The sequence below is a fragment of the Pseudoalteromonas sp. SW0106-04 genome (assembly GCF_001293805.1).
GTDB lineage: Bacteria > Pseudomonadota > Gammaproteobacteria > Enterobacterales > Alteromonadaceae > Pseudoalteromonas > Pseudoalteromonas ruthenica.
In genome coordinates this window covers 20,574-39,527 of the sequence record NZ_BCAI01000006.1, presented here as the reverse complement: position 1 = coordinate 39,527, position 18,954 = coordinate 20,574, and the positions used below count along the sequence as shown (strand labels likewise).

Annotated in this window: 11 protein-coding genes; 5 read left to right on the top strand and 6 right to left on the bottom strand. The window is 48.6% G+C overall.

Going from position 1 to position 18,954, the window contains the following annotated elements; genetic code table 11:
* Nucleotides 1–11 precede the first annotated feature (11 nt).
* The 5 genes from W04_RS08550 to W04_RS08530 all read right to left on the bottom strand — a co-directional run bounded on the left by W04_RS08550 (nucleotide 12) and on the right by W04_RS08530 (nucleotide 11,192).
* Nucleotides 12–7,472 carry an Ig-like domain-containing protein gene (locus tag W04_RS08550; protein WP_053910535.1) on the bottom strand — a complete coding sequence of 2,487 codons (7,461 nt, stop codon included), beginning with the start codon at nucleotides 7,470–7,472 and terminating at the stop codon, nucleotides 12–14.
* Complete coding sequence (locus W04_RS08545) at nucleotides 7,459–8,304, bottom strand: sulfotransferase (protein WP_082342192.1); 846 nt, start codon at nucleotides 8,302–8,304, stop codon at nucleotides 7,459–7,461. The genes W04_RS08550 and W04_RS08545 overlap by 14 nt, the downstream gene beginning before the upstream one ends.
* Before the next feature lie 65 nt (nucleotides 8,305–8,369).
* Nucleotides 8,370–8,966, bottom strand: a complete 597-nt coding sequence (locus tag W04_RS08540) for a phage tail protein (RefSeq protein WP_053910534.1) — start codon at nucleotides 8,964–8,966, stop codon at nucleotides 8,370–8,372.
* Nucleotides 8,967–8,977: 11 nt separating this feature from the next.
* Complete coding sequence (locus tag W04_RS08535; RefSeq protein ID WP_053910533.1) at nucleotides 8,978–9,931, bottom strand: methionyl-tRNA formyltransferase; 954 nt, start codon at nucleotides 9,929–9,931, stop codon at nucleotides 8,978–8,980.
* Nucleotides 9,924–11,192 (bottom strand): hypothetical protein, encoded by a 1,269-nt coding sequence (locus tag W04_RS08530; RefSeq protein ID WP_053910532.1) that lies wholly within the window; start codon nucleotides 11,190–11,192, stop codon nucleotides 9,924–9,926. The genes W04_RS08535 and W04_RS08530 overlap by 8 nt, the downstream gene beginning before the upstream one ends.
* 242 nt (nucleotides 11,193–11,434) lie before the next feature.
* On the opposite strand from W04_RS08530, the gene cobO reads away from it, so the two are divergent.
* Nucleotides 11,435–12,031 carry a cob(I)yrinic acid a,c-diamide adenosyltransferase gene (cobO, locus tag W04_RS08525; RefSeq protein ID WP_053910531.1) on the top strand — a complete coding sequence of 199 codons (597 nt, stop codon included), beginning with the start codon at nucleotides 11,435–11,437 and terminating at the stop codon, nucleotides 12,029–12,031.
* A complete protein-coding gene (locus W04_RS08520; protein WP_022945777.1) occupies nucleotides 12,031–12,888 on the top strand; it encodes a cobalamin-binding protein in 858 nt (285 codons plus the stop codon). The genes cobO and W04_RS08520 overlap by 1 nt, the downstream gene beginning before the upstream one ends.
* Here the strand turns inward: W04_RS08520 and W04_RS08515 are convergent.
* The gene (locus W04_RS08515; protein WP_197275952.1) at nucleotides 12,885–13,406 is read right to left on the bottom strand and encodes a GNAT family N-acetyltransferase; all 522 of its coding nucleotides are present in this window, start codon (nucleotides 13,404–13,406) and stop codon (nucleotides 12,885–12,887) included. The genes W04_RS08520 and W04_RS08515 overlap by 4 nt on opposite strands.
* Before the next feature lie 198 nt (nucleotides 13,407–13,604).
* Between W04_RS08515 and W04_RS08510 the strand changes: the two genes are divergently transcribed.
* Genes W04_RS08510 through W04_RS08500 form a run of 3 tightly spaced genes read left to right on the top strand, consistent with a single transcriptional unit; the run spans nucleotide 13,605 to nucleotide 18,801 of the window.
* Nucleotides 13,605–14,306: a hypothetical protein gene (locus tag W04_RS08510; RefSeq protein ID WP_157576359.1), complete on the top strand. Its 702-nt coding sequence runs from the start codon at nucleotides 13,605–13,607 to the stop codon at nucleotides 14,304–14,306.
* The gene (locus W04_RS08505; RefSeq protein ID WP_053910528.1) at nucleotides 14,306–15,715 is read left to right on the top strand and encodes a DNA polymerase Y family protein; all 1,410 of its coding nucleotides are present in this window, start codon (nucleotides 14,306–14,308) and stop codon (nucleotides 15,713–15,715) included. The genes W04_RS08510 and W04_RS08505 overlap by 1 nt, the downstream gene beginning before the upstream one ends.
* Nucleotides 15,715–18,801, top strand: a complete 3,087-nt coding sequence (locus W04_RS08500; RefSeq protein ID WP_197275951.1) for an error-prone DNA polymerase — start codon at nucleotides 15,715–15,717, stop codon at nucleotides 18,799–18,801. Before W04_RS08505 ends, W04_RS08500 begins: the two co-directional genes overlap by 1 nt.
* Nucleotides 18,802–18,954 lie beyond the last annotated feature (153 nt).

Here is an 18,954-nt window from a genome sequence, read left to right as displayed (position 1 = left end):
TGACGTTGCGGTTATTTCAGTCGCTTGGCTTGTCGGCGAATAGCCACTAACGCAAGTAACATAACTAGCCATGCTAGAGTTCCGCTACTTTGCTTACGCTTTGGCGGCTGTGAGTTGTCTACTTCAGCAGCAACCTCGATATTAAGCTCGCCTTGTGCGGTGGCTCCGAGTTCATCGCTTAAGGTATAGCGTACTAACGCATTACCGCTAAAGCCATCGGCGGCGCTAAAGCGTAATGAGAAGTCACTGTTAATTACTACCTCCCCATGTTCACTGCTCGCTTGGGTCACTGTTAACACTTGTCCCTCTGGGTCGCTATCATTGGCGAGTACATCCACTGTAACCGTACCTTGGTAGGCCACTGATGCGCTATCAGCAACTGCAACCGGCGCTTGGTTAGCGACAATGTTAATACTTACCTCGGCACTGTGGCTATTGCCTGCAGCGTCGCGAATGCTGTAGATCAAACGGTCGTTACCAATGAACTGGCTAGGTGTTTGGTATAGGATTTTATTATCAACAATACTGGCATCACCCAGCTCCGCCTCCACGCCAGTAAGCATGATTTCATCACTCTCGGCATCAGTATCATTACTTAGCACATCGAGCATCGGCATAGCGTTCTCTGCTACCGTGTACACATCATCGTTTGCAACCGGTGGCTGGTTGGCATCAAGAGCTATAGCCACCACACCAGGGTCAACAATGCTGCCATTGATGATGCCATCAGCATCGTTGGCGCCGCCATCTGTCAAAGTTAATTGTACACACCAGTGACCGGCTGTCAGCCCGGGTTGCCAAAGCTCACTGCCTGGTGCTGGGCAGTAACCTTTACTACCTAACGCTGAAGCAACAGCGTCATCGCCTTGGGTATCCAAATCTTGCCATTGGTCATTGATATACTTGCGATAGAGTGCATTTTGCGGCAACGGCTGACGCTGCGGAAGTACAAAATCAACGGCAGCACCAGGCACCGGTAGGGCACTGACTACCACACCGTAAAGTGTGCCAACATGACGTGTGTCTTCATCACTTGCGACCTGCTCTGGCATCAGCTCAGCCCCTGCATTCGCAGCATCAGCAAATATGCTGGTTTGCAGACAGTTGCCATATTCAGTCTCGACGATAAAGTTGTCTTCTTGCGCTGGTGTCGCTGCAAGTAAGTGACATACGCCGATGGCGTCCAAATAATCAGCAACGCCGTCACCGTCACTATCACGGTAACCTTCACTATCATCAGGGATCAGATCGCCGTCACTATCATTATCACTCAAAGGGGGTAGCGTACTGCGTACATCTAACTGCAGTTTGACACTTTGACTGGCCGCTGGAGTGCCGCTATCAGTGACTTCGAGACTGACATTATAGATACCCGGAGTTAGATCATTGGCCTCAATAATAGCGCGTTCACTACTCGATTGGTTCAAAGGTAGTGTCGGGTTTATTTGCCACTGATAAGTATGAGAGTCATTGATATTCGCATCGCTTACTTGGGCTATAAGCTCAATATCCTGGTCGGCAACAAATAACGTCATCGCTTGCGCGTTTTGCTGTGCTGTTACCTTCACTTGTGGGGCAAGGTTACGCTGTGTAATCGTTACCTGGTGCTGCCACGTTGGGCCTCTATTGATACTTTCGTCCAGTGTTATGGTGATGGTTTCATCCTCTTCATCAAGGGCATCAGCGAATACATCAAAGTCGATGGTTGCTTGCTCAGAGGTGAAGCGTAGTTCTGCATTGGTAAGTGAATGGTCATCACTGCTGCTACTGCCACTGACGGTAAAAGGCACTATAAGTGGGTAGCTTGGCGCAGGACCGTTTAAGTAAGCGGTAATGCTATGACTACGCCCCTCAGTGATAATACTTTGTGCACTCAAGCTTACCTGTGGGTTGACCTCCACACGCTGTGATTGCAAGGCACTGCGACCTTGATCATCTGTAGCTTGCCAGTAAATTTTATGCACGCCTGGTTTGAAATACACCGGATTGTCTAGGATTCTAACCGCAATGGCTTTACCCGTTGCATCGACAGCAGTGGCAACACCAAGATTTACTTTAGTGTACAAGCCTGTGGCATCAACACTGACATCCGCAGGCAGTGAGAGTACCGGGGTATCGTCGGCCATAGGGCCATCAAGGGAGAACCTGACCGTTGCTATATCCGCTAAACCTTGCTCGTCGGCGATGCGATAGCGCAATGTCGTGGTTTCATTAAGACCACCCGGAGGCGTATATAGCAGCGCGCCATTGTCGATAGTGACATTACCTAATTCTGCGCTAGCTGTTGTTATGCGTAAGGTATCACCTTGATCTGGATCGCTGTCATTGCTAAGTACCTCAAGAATATATGTGCCGCTATCATTGCGTGTAAGGCTCAAAGTATCATCATTGGCTATTGGTTTGTCATTGGCTCCGGTGACAGTAATTTCAATAGCGACAGGTTCACTTTGTAAGTCACCGTCACTTGCTATCAAAGTTGCACTATCAGTGCCTTGGAAGTCAGTATTGGGCGTGTAAGTAAGGCTCAAGCCATTGACGAGTAGCTCACCCTGCACAGGCGCTGAAACGACAGTAATAGTGACTTGCTCGGCTTGTTCATCGTCTACTTCTAGGGTCACCGTTTTTGACGTATCTTCTTCAACACTCATGGTGCGAGTGATAATACGTGGAGCCTGATTAGCCGCAGTGACTTCGATAGCAAACGCCGGGAGTTGTGCACTCAAGTCACCATCACTGACGGTGATTTGAATATTGCTAACGGTGCCAACATCGCTCTCAGTGGGTGTACCTTGCAGTTGCCCAGTTGCGGTATCGAAGGCTGCCCAGGTGGGCTGGTTAGTGATGCTGAACGTTAACTCATCACCTTCTGGGTCTGATGCTGTGGGAGCAAAGGTATACACTTGCTGCACGGTAGCAGCTGTAGGAGGTGTACCAGAAATAACGGGCGCTTGATTAGCAGCACTGACTTCGATAGCAAACGCAGGAAGTTGTGCACTCAAATCACCATCACTGACGGTGATTTGAATATTGCTAACGGTGCCAACATCGCTCTCACTGGGTGTACCCTGTAGTTGCCCAGTTGCGGTATCGAAGGTTGCCCAGGTAGGTTTATTAGTGATGCTGAATGTTAACGGATCATTGTCGTCATCACTAGCTGTAGGTGTAAATGAGTAACTATCCCCCACCGTCGCCACCGTATTTGGGGATCCAGATATGAGAGGGGCTGTATTGGGCTCGTTTCTTGTAATAGTGGCCACATCAATGTATGCGGAGATATTGCCCGCAGCATCAAGTGCAGCGACCACAAAGTTATTATCGCCCAGTGTCAGCGGTGCCGACAGCGACCACGCATTCCCAGATACTGCAGATGAAGCCAGTACACTGGTTGAATCAGCAGTACCATCATCATTAGCATCAGCGTAAAGCGCGATATTGACACCGTTCTCGCTATGCGTACCAGCTACTGCTAATTGAGTGCTGGTGGTGCTCTCAGGTGCGCTTGGGGTGGTTACAGTTGGGCTTACTGGAGCTGTGGTATCTATCACCAACGCTTTATTAGCGCCCAAGCTGCCCGCTGCGCCTGGAGTTGCTAAGGTTAAGCTCGCATTATTTCCAGCGCTATCACTCACCTGAGCCCCGTTAAGTGCCAACGCTGAAGTCGTTGTGTAATCAAGGTCGGCACTGGTATCGCTAGCTTGCACTGTATAGGTGAACATTAAGGTAGTTGTGCCAGAGCCAGAACTATAAGCAACTGTTCTATCTGTGGCACCGGTTTCCAATGTTAGGCTAGGTACTCCGCCAGTGACATTAATGGCTTCGCTAAAGGTGACTCCGACATTAATTACGTCGCCAGCACCGTAAGCGCCATCACTTGTTGTTGCACTGACTGAGGTAACGCTCGGGGCTATGCTATCTACCAATACCCCAGATAAAGCGCCAACGTTATTCAAGGTCACATCTAAGGCATTACCTGCATTATCATTGATGGTTCCCCCTGCGAGGGTAAGTGCACTTAAACCAATACCATTAGTATCTTCAAGGCCGGCTGCTAGAGCGGCAGTTCTAAAGTTCAACGCAGCTGTTCCTGAGCCGGACAGGTAATTTGCAGTGACAGCAGAACCACCAATATCGATAGTTAAACCTGGCGTTCCGCCAGCTGTATTGACGGTTAAGTTTTCATTACTATTTAGAGTGAAGTCTAAAGTATCACCTGTTTTATATGTGCCATCAGCAGGAACAGATATGCTAGAGATTTGTGGTGCAACTACATCTACATTATGTGTTTCGCCGGAGTTAAACGCAGGCACATAGCCATTGTTATTATTGCCGTTGCCAGAGTCATCAACGATGTCGGTATTAGCATTTAAATCTAGGCGGATGCTGCCGGTACCAGCGATGTTGTTGACGGTGATATTGACGCTTGAGCCACTGGATGCAGACACTGAAGCTATGTCACCACTTGCGGTCCCAGACACCGTAGTGAGTGTGAAATCATCGGTGCTGATATTATTGGCATTTTTACTGAAAGTGATGGTATAGGTGATACTGCTATCATTTGCAGCGGGGGTTCCCGCAAGGGCAATACTTGTCACACTTGGAGGAACATTATCTGCAGCGGTCAACTGAGCACTGTCGGCTGCGGTCAATGCGCCAGATGACGCTCGCAAGTTGAACGATTCAGCAGAGGCACCGGAAAGGGTATAATTTAGGGCTAAATTGGTAAAGGTTGCCATGCCTGAAGAGGGGGTAACTGTCACGGTCGCACCATTGCCATCGTTGTCACCTGTGGCCGTCATGGTGACGCTACCAGCGCCATTAACCTCAGCTAATAGTATATCTGTGCTGTAGCCAGTATCGACAACGCCTGCAGCATCCACTGCTGATACTTGTGGCACGGTCGTGAAGCTAGTGTTTTGTCCTGCTGGAATGGCGGTTGGCGCTGGCTCTGTATCAAAGCGTAAGCGTGTAGCAACCACATCAGAAGTAATGCTATTAGCATCGACACTAGCAAAGTCAGCACCTGTCGCCTCGTCATCAGCGGTTAACGTGAAGCTTTGTTGGTCGGCAGTGGCGGTGTAAATCAGGCTGCTAAAGCTTGCAACACCTTGGGTTGCGCTCACACTGGCATTACTGAGTGAGCCTGCTGATGCCTCAGTTAAGGTCACTACTTCAGTAAAATCTTTATCGGTGTTACCGAAGTCATCTACGGCTCTTACTTCTGGGGGAGTGGTGAGTACATTGCCAGAGATACTGCCTGCAGGCTGAGTCGTAAAGCTAAGCCCTGTAGCGGTAATGCCTAGCACTGAACCAGTGCCATTATTTACCTGAGTAGTAGTGCCCATGGTTGTTCCTGAAGACTCTGTAACCTGGGTTTCACCGTTAACGCTTAATCTAAAGGTACGGTTATCTACCATAAAGGTATTTACATGGTAGTAGGCATTGATTATATAGTCCTCTTGGGTGCCATCGGCAATACTGATGTTTAATCCAGAAAAGGTCAACGTACCTGCAAGGTAATTACCGACGATATTATTGGCATCAGGGCCATTGAGACGCCAAGTGGTACTGTCACGCTCATACTCTGTGGCCGTGCCATTAACCTGCACTTGAATGCTTGAGATATTCATCGGCAGGCCATCGCCACCGCCATCAACAAGCGTAAAATCCAGCACATCCACGGCTGTTGCCGGGCTATTCGAGGTTGTTGGCCTCAACACGGGCTCACTGACACCCGCAGCAGGAATGAGATCGCCGTTATTCAGCGGCGCTTGCACAGTAACGCTGATATCTTGATTCGTTGAGGTGCCACCATCGCCGTCATTGACAGTGACACGCACGTTGCGCGTGCCAGTGGTTGGGTTGGCGGTATCGGTATTTTCAAAGCTGAGCTGTTGTAACAGGGTTTGCACACGCGCCGCAGTGGCGTTGGCGTTGAGGTTGACGACAAAGTCATTCCCCGTGGCAATATTATTCACTAAGGTGCCAATTGCTGTGCCGGATACCGAGATATTACTCCCCGCTGTAATGCCAGCCAAGGATACGGCTCCAGAAGTATTCACAGAAAGTAAATCTTCAGCGACATCTTCTCCTGAGGTGACTGTTACTGTTAGTGCACCGCCATTAAAGTCAGCGCTGTCGCCATCGGTTATGGTCGCTGCTGTGCCTTGGTCAAGGAGTGTTGGCGCACCAGGGAACAGACTGACACTATCGCCATTGAGGTTGCCAATTGACGGGGGCGTGTTGGTGACAGCAACAGAAGTGTCAAAACTGACTACGCCAAAGTAAGTGGCGTTTGGAGAACAATTAGTGCCCGTTACTTTGAAAGAGGAGATATTGGTATTATTGCCTGACAGTGAAAGGGTCTGGGTACCACCGCTCATGCCAGATTGAGAGTAAATTGTGGCTCCTGAGTTATTTGTAACAGTAATATCGCAGGTGCCGTCAACGTCAATGACTAGGCTATCTAAGTCGAAGTTTCCGTATGCACCATTTTTTGCAAAGTTTAAATATGCGTTGTCGGGGAAGGAGTTATTAAACGCATAGAGCGCATTGGTTGTACTATAATGCTGTACGTAGGAACTAGGTGGTGCAGTCGCACTCAGGTTGCCATTGCTAGAGATGACCGAATTAGCACATTCGCCATTATCTGGAGCGCTAAGAGGGCAAAATGACCCCGCATTATAAGTTGCTAAAACGCCAGAGAAGTCCTGAAGGGCGGCTGCCGAAAAAGGCGATGCGCTTTCAACAGAGCCTTGGACTATCTCTAGCTGCCAATCACCTTGCTTGCTAGCTGCACCTGTTAAATCATCTGAGGCGGCAACATCCGCTCCAGTATAAGCGGAAAATAGCTTAATAAATTCTTCACCTTTCTTGCCCTTAGCTAAATTACAGTTGTAAAAGTGAATATCTGCATCGGCGTGTAGTTTGTTGCCCAGGCTTTTAAGCCCTACAAGGGACTGTTGCAACTGTTGAGAATCTATTCGCTGTTGACCAACATGTATTTGGCCACTGGAGCCGTGGCTTACCCAATGAATCGCAGAGATATCGCGGTAGCTTTGTAGTTTTTTATTCAGTTGCGCCATTATCGGGCTGTTATCATCAATTTCAATGATATCGACACCTGGTTTTAGTGCCTTATAAAAGGTTGATTTATCTTTAAGCGTTGCGTCAATGACCATGATTTCATGGATGTTCTGTCCGCTTACAAGGTTAGGCTCTGCCAAGGTTGAATTGTTAGCCTGTGCAGAGGGGGCACCCTGGGTAATCGCTAACTCTGAGCTTTTAAATTGCTTTGCTTTTAGTGGCAAATGGGCTGCTGTTGCGCTACTTGTCTGCAAAGTAACTGTCTGTGATGTGCTGCGCGTCGTCTCATTGCGTATATAACCACTATAGGCACCCGCCAAAGTAGGAAGTGCACTTAAACCCAAGGGCACAAGCATTCCAGCTAGTTTATTGGCTTTAAATTGAATCATGGTTGTCTCCTTGGCTCGGTGTGGCGCAGATCAAGCTGGCTTGTGTGCCAGTTGTGTCTTGCCAAAAGGCCATCTCGCTGTACTTCTTAAATAATTCTGGTGGTAAAATGCTGCGTCTTGGGGTGAACTGCACTTGCTTTTTCACGGTATGGAGGCCTTTCACGCCGATGTTGGCATCGAACTCTCCCTCGTCATATTCCACCTGATTAAAGTCATGGTCGAATGTGGGCAGAGCAAGAAATTGATAAACAAGTTCCATAGAGCGAGCTGGGTGCTGAGTGAGTAAATCGTAATCCAGCAGTAATAAACGCTCTGAAAACTCGCCGTAGTAAGCTTCTTTAAGAGCGGTCCACGCGCTGCCTAATGCACCTTGGTGATGGGCCAAAGATTCACAGCGGGTATAGACTGTTTGTCGGCTCTGAGGTGAGTACATAAGGCTATAGTCGAAGGGGTTTTTACGGTAAATACACTCGAAACTATCCATCACCCAAGCCGGGTTGCGAACACAACAAATTACTTTGAAATCACCAAATAGTTCTACCAGTTGGTGCATACGCGCAGTCCAAATACGGTTAGTATCAAAGATAACATCTTTATCTCTGTGCTCACTGTAATAACTGTTGGCTAAGCTTAGGCAAAGGTCACGGCGCTTAGACTCATTAAAAAACGGGGAAAATTCACTCCCAGCGCCTATTTGCTCTAAGCAGCTGCCCATAAGGGGAGCAATAGGGCTACTCATGGCGGCATGAAATTGCGGGTTTTGCCTGAGTAAACCAGCTAATAAAGTAGAACCTGAGCGGGGCAGCCCTGAGATAAAGTGATACTGCGACATGACCTTCCTTAATTTGCAATGTGGTGCTGAAGCACCACCGAGCTTGTTCCTAATATAGGGTTGGCTTAGTTCCTAGATGGGAAAATACCTACTTCAGCGATAGAGTAATTCACTCCCAAAGTAGGTTGCAGAATACTAAAGCTCTGATTGCCACCTGGACTTGTGATACTTGCTGTTCCGTTTACAGATACGCCTGCTAAGTTAACATGACTGCCGCTGTTAGCTGGAGCGTAGATCTTTTCAGGGTCGTCACCACGAGATTCACCGGGAATTGTTTTCGCGAGGATATACCCATCTTGTGGCGTTTCAGTTGTACCGTCAGCTGCGGTAGCCATCAGCGTTCCGGTGACATTGGTAAGCGCTGCAGTGAAGCTGTGTTGAGGAAGTTCAGTGACATTCAGTGTATGACGTTCGGCTCCATGAGTTTCGCCCATTTTCCAGTTAAACTGGCTTCCAGGGTGATTGCCTTCGCCCACAGCCGTACGCCCACGTAAATCTGGCAAACCATAGGTGGTGCGGCCGTCACCACCGTAGTTAGTGCCGAGTAAAGAAAATAACGCGGTGTTTGAACTGATAGACAGGAGCTGCCCAGCACACAGTGCCCAGCCGCGAGGGGCAAAATTAAAGCCAAAAGGTTGAATTTGTCCTAAAAATGCTTCCATTGTGGTATTCCTTATGCTTGCTGTTGTAAGAATTCTGAGTTGTTTAGGCGCTCGCCGGCATCTAAATGGATAAGGTGCGCGAGACGTTCGCCGCTGAGGACGCCAAGCTCGCAGGCGAGAATATCCAAACGCACACAGCCATTTTGACTGCTTACCACGAGTCCATGCTCTTGAGATATCATCACCACAGTGCCAGGAGCGACACCGTAATTTGGGTAATCGACAGCCGTGGCTTGAATAACTTCAATATGCATTCCTTTAGCTTTGCATAGCACACGACCAAAATGACCATTGCTTGCTCGCGTAAGCGCATCAATTTGACCCGCACCAAACTGGCTAAAATCAAGGTCAATATGAGGCGGGGGCAGCGCTAATGCCGACACTGAGGTGACATGCTGCTGCTGGCTACTTCCGAGCTCATTAAGAAGAGCGTCCAATGAATGTAAAGCTAAATATGCGAATCGTTGGGTTAGGCTGGCATAGGTGTCTTCAGCGGAAATCATCACGGGCTCTTGCAGTACTACTTGACCACTATCAAGCTGTTCACTCATATGGTGCCAAGTCAGTGCGCTGTGTGTTTCTTGATTACGTATTTGCCAATAGATAGGGTCGCGTCCAGCGTACTCTGGAAGTTTGGAGGCGTGGCAGTTGATGATGCCACGGGGATAATGGCTCAACACGGAAGAAGGTAAGCGATAGCGAAAGCCCATGACCAGCGCTAAGTCTGCCGTAAAATGCGAAAGATGGCTGGGGATCAGGTGGAGCTTTTCTTTACACACAGCTTCAAAAGCAATGTTGTTAGTTGCTAGGGTATTTAACAATAACAAAAGTGCTTCTTTGCCTTGCTGATATTGACTCGGATCTGGGGTTATCACGCCCACCAGTTGCCCCGTTTGCTGTAGTTTCTCAATACAAGGCCAAGCGAACAAGGAGCTGGCGTAGATGACAATGCGCGGCTTAGTCATGGTGATGTACCTTAGTCACTAGGAATCCAGGTAAGCCATTGAGGCAATAATAAAATTTGAGCTCATTGCCTGATTGCGCCACGGTATCATCGGGATGACGGTCTTGAGGCTCAAAGTTAATACAAACAGATAAGTCAGGCAGTGGGTGAGTGATCCCAGATTCATACAAATTCAGTGTTTCTCCAGCGAATAGGGAGATATCGGTGTATAAACTAAGGGTTTGTTTATCGGCCTTTTCAGGCAGATGAGGGATGCGCAGCGTTGCTCCTTCAATGAGTTGTTGCTGCTCATTAATCTGTTGGGGGTCCATCGCTTTTAAACTGTCAGCGGTTAGGCTCATGATTTGTCCCAACTCGGTGCGCTCACTGGCAACCTCGGCTTGCAATTGATGCTGTTCCTGTGGCGTCAAACCGTGCAGCTGCCACTGCTCTACATATTCCCGTTGAGCTACATTGAGCATGGCATGAATATCTATTCGTTCAGGGATAAGGTAGCCAGTGTGGCTCAGCTGCTTGGCAAAATGGCGAGCAATCGCTAGATGACCCTCGCGACTAAAGCCATGCTGCATCGCCTCAACCACCACAAGATCAAATAACATAGGCGCGTTGTATTGACAGGCATCGCCGCAATATAGCTGGTGCACGTATTCTTGTAGCCCTAACTGGGCAAGTAGGTGATGCAGAGCCTTGATAGCACCGGGTTGTATATCGATAAAAGTAACGCGCAATCGGCGACCATCAATCCCCTGGCTTTGGTAATAACTCAATAAGGGCACTAATAAAGGAGCAAAAGGACCGCAAGCAGGGTAAGCGATATGCAATTGTCCTTGCTCGTCATCTAAAAGCGCGGTTACCGCTTTATCTATGGCACGCAAATAGCGACTAACACGCAGCGTATCTTTGATAGTATGAATACAATAGTTAGGTGCCATCACCAGTCCATGCTGGTGGATAAACTGCTGCCGGCGTTCATTGGCGGTAAGTTCCGCTTGCTCATATAAAGCACTAAAGTGTGTAAATAACGAGTTTAACTGCTTACTAACAGCATCTCGGTCAAAACTATGTGGAGTGATAATTTGGCGTGCTGTATCGACGACTAAGGCGTTAAGTGCATCACTCTCTAGGTGGATGGGTGACGTTGTAAGTTGTTGCTTGAGTAAACTTTTTTGTTGTTGGTGTGCAAATAGCCCAGCTACACTGCCATCCATAGCGGAGTCATCGCTACAGCTGGGTGTATGTGGTTGATGTGCAAAAGCGTGCATGACCGAAGTCCCTGTTTTATTACCCTACCACTAGCGTATACTGAGCATGAGTGATTACTCGTTTTTGTAATACAGTGATATATTTCACCTGCTTTTGGCTCAAAAGGGTGTAAACAAGAAGCTGTGTTATAGGTCATAAGCGCCGACGAATAGAGTAACAGACTGAGTATATCGCTCTCTTAGAGGCTGTGTTCAGTAACCCGTACTTGACCATAAAGGTTAATGCAATCATGGAGTTGTAAATGGCGGATAAAAACGAACAACATAAAAAACGTCAGCAAAAAGTGAAAAGTGAAGTGGATGCACGTATTGCCGAAGCGCAAACCGAACAGGGAGTGTTACAAGTGATCACTGGCAACGGGAAGGGAAAGTCAACGTCTGGCTTTGGTACCGTTGCCCGTTGTGTTGGTCACGGCCAAAAAGCGGCGGTGGTACAATTTATTAAAGGCTTGTGGGAGTGCGGTGAGCGCAACTTATTAGCTCAGGTAGGCGTGCCCTTTGCGGTGATGGAAACAGGCTTTACGTGGGAGACGCAAAACCGTGAAGCGGATACCCAGGCAGCACAACAAACTTGGCAGCAAGCTAAGGTTTATTTACAAGATAGCAGCATCGATTTGGTGTTGCTCGACGAGCTTACCTATATGATCACCTATGATTATTTAGATCTTGATGAGGTGCTCGCTGCATTACAAAACCGCCCACCCATGCAATCAGTGATTATTACTGGGCGAGGTGCTCATCGACGTTTAACTGAACTGGCCGATACCGTCAGTGAGGTTCGTAATGTAAAACATGCGTTTGAGGCCGGCATTAAAGCCCGTGCGGGGTTTGATTACTAATGCGTATCTTGATGTTGCTATTGATGCTGTGTGCCAGCCTTAATAGCTATGGTCACAGTGAGCAGCGCATTATTGCTCTTGCTCCTCATATTGTGGAAAACCTTTATGCTATTGGCGCCGGCGAACACATCGTCGCGACCGTTGAGCACGCAGACTACCCGCAGGCGGCTCAGGATATCCCCCGTATTGGTGGTTATTATGGCATTCAAATTGAAAAGGTATTGGCACTACAACCAACCTTAGTGGTGGTGTGGCAAAGTGGTAACAAAGCCAAAGACATCGAAGCATTAAAGCGCCTAGGTGTGCCGCTGCTAGTCAGTCAAGTGGAAGGGCCATTAGATATCGCCAAAGAGATCCGTGCGATTGGCGAACTTACCGGCCACGCAATAGAAGCAGAGCAAGTTGCTGCTCAATTTGAGCAGCGCTATCAACGCCTAAAAGAGCAATACCAAAGTGCTTCACAACAGCGTAAAAAGGTGTTTTATCAGTTGTGGCCAAAACCCATGATGACGGTGAATAATAATACGCTGATCGGTAAAGCAATCGAGCTGTGTGGTGGTGACAATGTATTCGCCGATAGCCGCGCTGATTATCCACAAATCAGTGTTGAAAATGTGCTGCTAAGTGCGCCGGATGTCATTGTTATGGCCGACGAAAAAGGGGCTGATAACAGTGCCATTAATTGGCAGCAATGGACCACGATCCCCGCCGTGAAACATAATCATATCAATAGCATTAATGCTGATTTACTGCACCGTTATAGCTTGCGTCTGCTCGATGGTATCGAGCAGCTCTGTACTGTGGTGAATAACAGTGAACAGCAAGCACATAGTCGCCAAGGCGACGCAGTACATTAGGTGCGGGCCTTTAGCGCGAGCTGATAAATGCACATATACTGGGTGTCCTTAGCGACACCCAGTTGATTGGCTATTTTCGTCTTTAATACCGCCCCTGCGCGCTGCGCAATGTTGATGCTGGCGAGATTGTCTTCCAAGCAGTGAAAGTGTACGAAGTGCACATCTTCTCGCGCCCTCAAGTAGGGAATGATGTAAGCCAAGATACTGTCTATGGCTCTGTGTCCCCGCGCTATATTCGCTAACCAGTAACCTAATTCACAGACTTGGGTATGAGGGTCTATATGCTTGATAGCGAATACCCCAGCAAATTCACTATGAAAGTAAATAGCGAACCATTTGGCGCCTGGCAACGGGCTGTTAAGGCGCTGCGTAATGTAGTGCTTGGCACTGGCATTATCAACGATATTGCGCTCCCACGGCATTGAGCGCGATAGATGTTCGCGGCTCTGCTCTACCGCATGGTAGAGCGCTGCTGCATCACTGCCACGCAGTAAGTCTAGGGTGATAGCAGAACTCACTACTATTGCTGTCGAGCTGTTGCCAATCATGGAGAGCATGACCCTTCGTGTAAATAGCTACTATGCCATTTCCCGCTTAGAAACTGAACTAAAAACTCCGTTATTACAAGCTGTTATAAATACTTCTTGAAAACAACTTGGGGAGCAGTTTTTAAATCGTATATACTGTATAAATAAACAGTATTTTGGGTGGTGGTTATGAATTCAACATTAGCCTCAATGCAGCATCAAGGGTTAATTTTCAATGCAAAAGCACAGAGCGAACAGGCAGAGTCGTGCCCGTTAACATACACACCAACAGGGTTTTCTGAGCTTGATGCTTTATTGCAAGGCGGTTGGCCTGATGCTGGGGTGATCAGTGTTTTTAGCCAGCCGGCAATCGGTGAATTTAGGTTACTGCAAGCGCTACTAAGCGCGCAGCAATCGGGTTTAATTATCCTTATTAACCCCCCGGCAGAACCTTGTGCCCATTGGCTTGCCCAGTTGCAGATAGCCAGCGAGCGCGTCGTTATTTTACGACCAAAAAGTGACAGTGAGGCGCTGTGGGCGGCAGAGCAATGTGCTCGTAGCAGCAGTTGTGCCTTAATATGGTTATGGCAGGAAGGCCTATCCTTTACCCAAGTTCGGCGTTTTAACTTAGCCTGTCAGCAATCGCAAGCGGTGCTGGTCTTGCTCAGTTATAGCACCCAGCCTTGCTCACTGCCGGTACAGCTGAGTGTGCATATCTTGCCCTCTGACTGCGGTTTAACCGTGCGCTTATTGCGCCAACAAGGGCGTTTTGCCAGTGGCGAAGTACACCTAAGGCGCACTCAGCTATGGCCTTTTTTACATTACAGCGACCTTCATCAGGTTTTCAAGGGAGGCGATAATGAGCCGTTACAGCATGTTGAGGTAGGCTGATGTTCTTAGCTGTGCACTTTTGTGATTTGCAATTGCAATGTCGGGCACTGATTGAGCCGGCTATTCTCGTGTGCAAAGATAAGGTGGTGCAAAGTAACCCGCCAGCACAACAGACTGGCATTAAGCCGGGGATGGGGCTCGCTAGTGCGGCGGCCCTGTGCAATACATTGGCTGTGTTTGCCTATGACGAACAGCTTGAGCGCCAGCTATTACAACAAATAGCGCAGCATTGTTATCAGCGTACTGGCGATATTATTCTATGTGGGAGTGACTGCTTAATTTTTGCGACCCACAGTATGCGGATGCTCTATCCTGATATTGAGCAGCTATTTGAGGCGCTGCAAGGGGTATTTAGGCAGTGGTTGCAACACTATCGCTATGGTTGTGCACCGAGTATTGAAGCGGCGGAAGTGTTAGCGCGTGCGGGCACTGAGATGATCACTGACAGCCCCGCTACGGCACAGCACCGCTTGGAACAGTTGCCAGTAAGTGCGTTGCGTATAAGTAGCCAATACCACCATCAATTGGCGCGCTTAGGCTTGAATACGATTGGGCAGCTATTAGCGCTGCCTAAGGCCGAGCTACGCCAACGCTTTCCCTATGAATTATTGGACTACATCACCCGTTTGCAGGGGCAGCTAGGGCATGTGCGTTTACCAAAAAAAGGGCGCTACTATCACTTTTACCAACCTAGTCAGTACTTTCAGCGCTTGCAAGAGCTGAACTTTGAAATAGACGAGAGCGCGCGTTTACTTCCGGTGATGACCACCCTATGTGAGCATTTATGTGCTTATTTACGGCAAATGCAATTGCACACCCAGAAGCTGCAGTTTAGCTTTTATTTTCGCGAATTACCCACACAGCTGTTTGCGGTTCATAGTGTGGCACCACAAGGGCAGTTAGTACCTTGGTTAACTTTAGTTCAAGTTAAGCTTGAGACCCTTAGCTTGGATGCTCCCGTTATTGCCGTGCAATTAACATGTGAGCAATTCAGTGATGCCTTAGGTGAAAGCCAAAACTTATTTGATAAGCGCCAGCAAGGGCTGGCAAAACAGCAGTTGCTAGGGGTATTACACGCGCGCTTAGGGGCGCAACATTGTTATCACTTGCATTGCACTAATGCGCATATCCCTGAGTATACGCAAGTGAAGGAAAGCCCTTTACACAGCTATAGCATCTCCAGCTCCAGTAAAAAAACAGCCCCTCTGCGGCCTAATTTTTTACTGGAACCACAAGTGCTTAGCGAGCAGGTTTGTTTATTACGCGGCCCAGAGCGGATACAAAGCCATTGGTGGCAACAGCAATTAATTGAACGTGACTATTACATTGGTGAAAATGCCCAAGGGCAATTATGTTGGTTGTTCAAAGACAAGCATCAGGGTTGGTTTGTACAGGGGTACTTCGCCTAATGAATGCTGTGCAATACAGTGAGCTCTTTTGTCAGAGTAACTTTAGTTTTCTCAGTGGTGCTTCGCACCCCGAAGAGCTGGTGGCGCAAGCATGTGAGCTGGGGTATCAGGCTTTGGCTTTGTGTGATGAATGCTCGGTTGCCGCAGTGGTGCGGGCGCATAGTCATATTAAAGAGCAGCAACTGCCGCTGCGTTTAATCGTGGGCAGCTCTTTTCATTATCAACACTTACATTTTATTGCCCTGTGCCCAACCAAAAAAGCCTACAGTCAACTATGTCGCGTGATCACTAACGCCCGCCGGCGCACAGCCAAAGGTCATTATCAGCTTAGTGAGTGGGATTTGAAAACTCTGCAAGGCTGTATACTTATTTGGCTGCCCCAAGGCCAGGGGCAGGTGTTGAGTGAGCATGACCTGCACTGGGGAAAGTGGCTTAAGCGCCACTATAACAACCACCTTTACATTGGCGTACAGCGTCATCTAAGCAGCTTTGAACCCGAGTATTTGACTTATATCGAGGCCTTAGCGCAACACCATCAGCTAACGACTGTGGCCGTTGGTGGGGCACTGATGCATAGCGCCGAACGTTTGCCGTTGCAGCATGTGCTCAGCGCCATTGCCGCCGGGAAATCGGTCCCCGAGCTAGGCGCTGCCTTACTCACCAACGCGGAGCGCGCATTGCGACCAAAAGCTAAGTTAGCCAAGCTGTTTTCGCCAGCGCAACTCGCAGCAACAGTGCATATTAGCCAAGCCTGTACTTTCAATCTCGATGAGCTCAGCTATCAATACCCACATGAGCTAGTACCTAAGGGGTTAAGTGCCAGTGAGCACTTGCGTGCCTTGGTATCCGAAGGCGCGAACAAACGCTTTGGCGGGCCCCCACCGGCACACCTGCAAGCGCAAATAGATAAAGAACTCAAGCTGATTAGCGAGCAGCAATATGAGCCTTTTTTTTTAACTATCTACGATATTGTTTGCTTTGCCAAAAGTCGCGATATTCTTTATCAAGGGCGAGGCTCGGCGGCCAACTCCGTGGTGTGCTATTGCTTGGAAATCACGGCGGTAGATCCTCGACAAATTGATGTCTTGTTTGAACGCTTTATTTCCAAGGAGCGCAATGAGCCCCCGGATATTGACGTCGACTTCGAACATCAGCGCCGAGAAGAAGTGTTTCAATATATTTACCGCAAATATGGGCGGCAGCGAGCTGCTTTAGCTGCAACGGTGATCACCTATCGTTTGAAAAGTGCCATTCGTGATGTTGGCAAGGCGTTAGGGTTCAGTGAAACACAACTGGATTACTATATTAAGCAGCTTAATCACCGCCATGGCAGCGAGCAATGGCAGGCGCAACTGATAAAGCTTGGCCTTGACCCGGATGTGGCCATTAACCAACATTTTTTCCGCTTAGTGGATGAAATTCGCGGTTTTCCTCGGCATTTATCCCAGCATGTGGGTGGCTTTGTGATCTCGCAAGGTCCGCTGCATGAGCTAGTGCCAGTGGAAAATGCGGCAATGGCCGAGCGCACCGTGATTCAGTGGGATAAAGATGACCTTGAAAGCCTCGCCTTATTAAAAGTCGATGTACTTGCCTTGGGAATGCTCAGTGCTATTCACCGCTGCTTCAAGTTACTGGCGCAACATTACCAACACCGTATCAGCATTGCCGATATTACCCGCCTCGGCGATGATCCTCAGGTGTTTGCGATGTTACAACGCGCCGATACCGTCGGGGTATTCCAAATTGAATCGCGCGCACAAATGAGTATGTTGCCAAGGCTCAAGCCACGGTGTTACTACGACTTAGTGATTCAAATTGCCATTGTGCGCCCTGGGCCCATTCAGGGGGATATGGTACACCCGTTTCTAAAACGCCGTGATGGCACAGAGACCATTACTTACCCCTCTAAAGAAGTTGAGCAAGTCCTTAAGCGCACCTTAGGGGTGCCGATATTTCAAGAGCAGGTGATTAAAATTGCCATGGTCGCCGCAGGCTTCAGTGGCGGTGAAGCCGACCAGCTACGTCGGGCCATGGCTAAATGGAAACGTGATGGCGAGCTGACTCAGTTTAAACGTAAACTCATCACTGGCATGTTAGCGCGCGGGTACGAGCAGCAATTTGCTGAGCGTATCTATCAACAAATTTGTGGTTTTGGCGAATATGGCTTTCCCGAGTCGCATTCGGCGAGCTTTGCGGTGCTGGCCTATGTCTCTGCTTACTTAAAATATTATTACCCGAGTGCGTTTTTCTGCGCCTTAGCAAACAGCTTACCCATGGGCTTTTATTCATTAGACCAGCTCATGCAGGACGCGCGACGTCACCGGGTTACGGTGTTGCCCGTTGATATCAACACCTCAGTGTGGGAGCACCAGCTGGTACGCCAAGGGCAAAGTTTCGCGATACGCTTAGGGCTGCGATGCGTTAAAGGGTTTCGTCAGCAAAGTGCGCAACAGCTCGTTAAACAACGGCCAATAGCCGGATATCGCAGCGTCAGTGAGCTGTATCAAAGCGGCTTGCGCGAGGTGGAGTTAGAAGCATTGGCGAGCAGCAATGCACTCGCGAGCATAGCGCAAGACCGCTTTAATAGCCGCTGGCAGATTATCGACAAACAACAGCGGTTACCGCTCTTTGGTGAACAGAGCGATGCATTGCCATTAGCACCGCCAAGTAAGTTACAGGATACCCTAGAAGATTATGCCAGTATGGGGGTCAATATGGGCGCGCACCCACTGTGTTATTTACGCGCCGAAGGGGGGTTACAGCACGCAAAAACCGCCCAGCAATTGCGTCTTTGTCGCAGTGGCGCCAGTGTCACTATTGCTGGCTTGGTCACTGGACGGCAATCACCAGGCAGTGCCGCCGGGGTAACATTTCTAACCTTGGAAGATGAAACCGGCAACACCAATGTCGTGGTGTGGCAGGCAACGGCGAAGGCCCAGCAACAAGCCTTTCTAACCGCACGTTTATTGGAAGTGAAAGGGGTAATAGAAAACCACCAAGGGGTGATCCATGTGATTGCTGGGCGGCTTATTGATCATAGTGACAAGTTACCGGCACTGATACTGAAAAGCCGATTTTTTCATTAGCAATAAAAATAAAATAGTGATTTTTTATTTATTTTTATTATGTGTTGGATTTAAAAATATCATTCTTTTAGGGCTGTGAAAAAAATTCAATCCTTGTTTAAATAAGCTCACACATCCTTGATAGGCAAATGCGCGGTTTGCGCGTACAATAAC

Excerpts from the sequence above, each read along its gene's own strand:
- W04_RS08520 (WP_022945777.1), top strand. The coding sequence starts at position 12,031 with ATGCGTATCTTGATGTTGCTATTGATGCTGTGTGCCAGCCTTAATAGC.
- W04_RS08545 (WP_082342192.1), bottom strand. The coding sequence starts at position 8,304 with ATGTCGCAGTATCACTTTATCTCAGGGCTGCCCCGCTCAGGTTCTACT.
- cobO (WP_053910531.1), top strand. The coding sequence starts at position 11,435 with ATGGCGGATAAAAACGAACAACATAAAAAACGTCAGCAAAAAGTGAAA.
- W04_RS08550 (WP_053910535.1), bottom strand. The coding sequence starts at position 7,472 with ATGATTCAATTTAAAGCCAATAAACTAGCTGGAATGCTTGTGCCCTTG.
- W04_RS08530 (WP_053910532.1), bottom strand. The coding sequence starts at position 11,192 with ATGCACGCTTTTGCACATCAACCACATACACCCAGCTGTAGCGATGAC.
- W04_RS08540 (WP_053910534.1), bottom strand. The coding sequence starts at position 8,966 with ATGGAAGCATTTTTAGGACAAATTCAACCTTTTGGCTTTAATTTTGCC.
- W04_RS08505 (WP_053910528.1), top strand. The coding sequence starts at position 14,306 with ATGTTCTTAGCTGTGCACTTTTGTGATTTGCAATTGCAATGTCGGGCA.
- W04_RS08535 (WP_053910533.1), bottom strand. The coding sequence starts at position 9,931 with ATGACTAAGCCGCGCATTGTCATCTACGCCAGCTCCTTGTTCGCTTGG.
- W04_RS08510 (WP_157576359.1), top strand. The coding sequence starts at position 13,605 with ATGAATTCAACATTAGCCTCAATGCAGCATCAAGGGTTAATTTTCAAT.
- W04_RS08500 (WP_197275951.1), top strand. The coding sequence starts at position 15,715 with ATGAATGCTGTGCAATACAGTGAGCTCTTTTGTCAGAGTAACTTTAGT.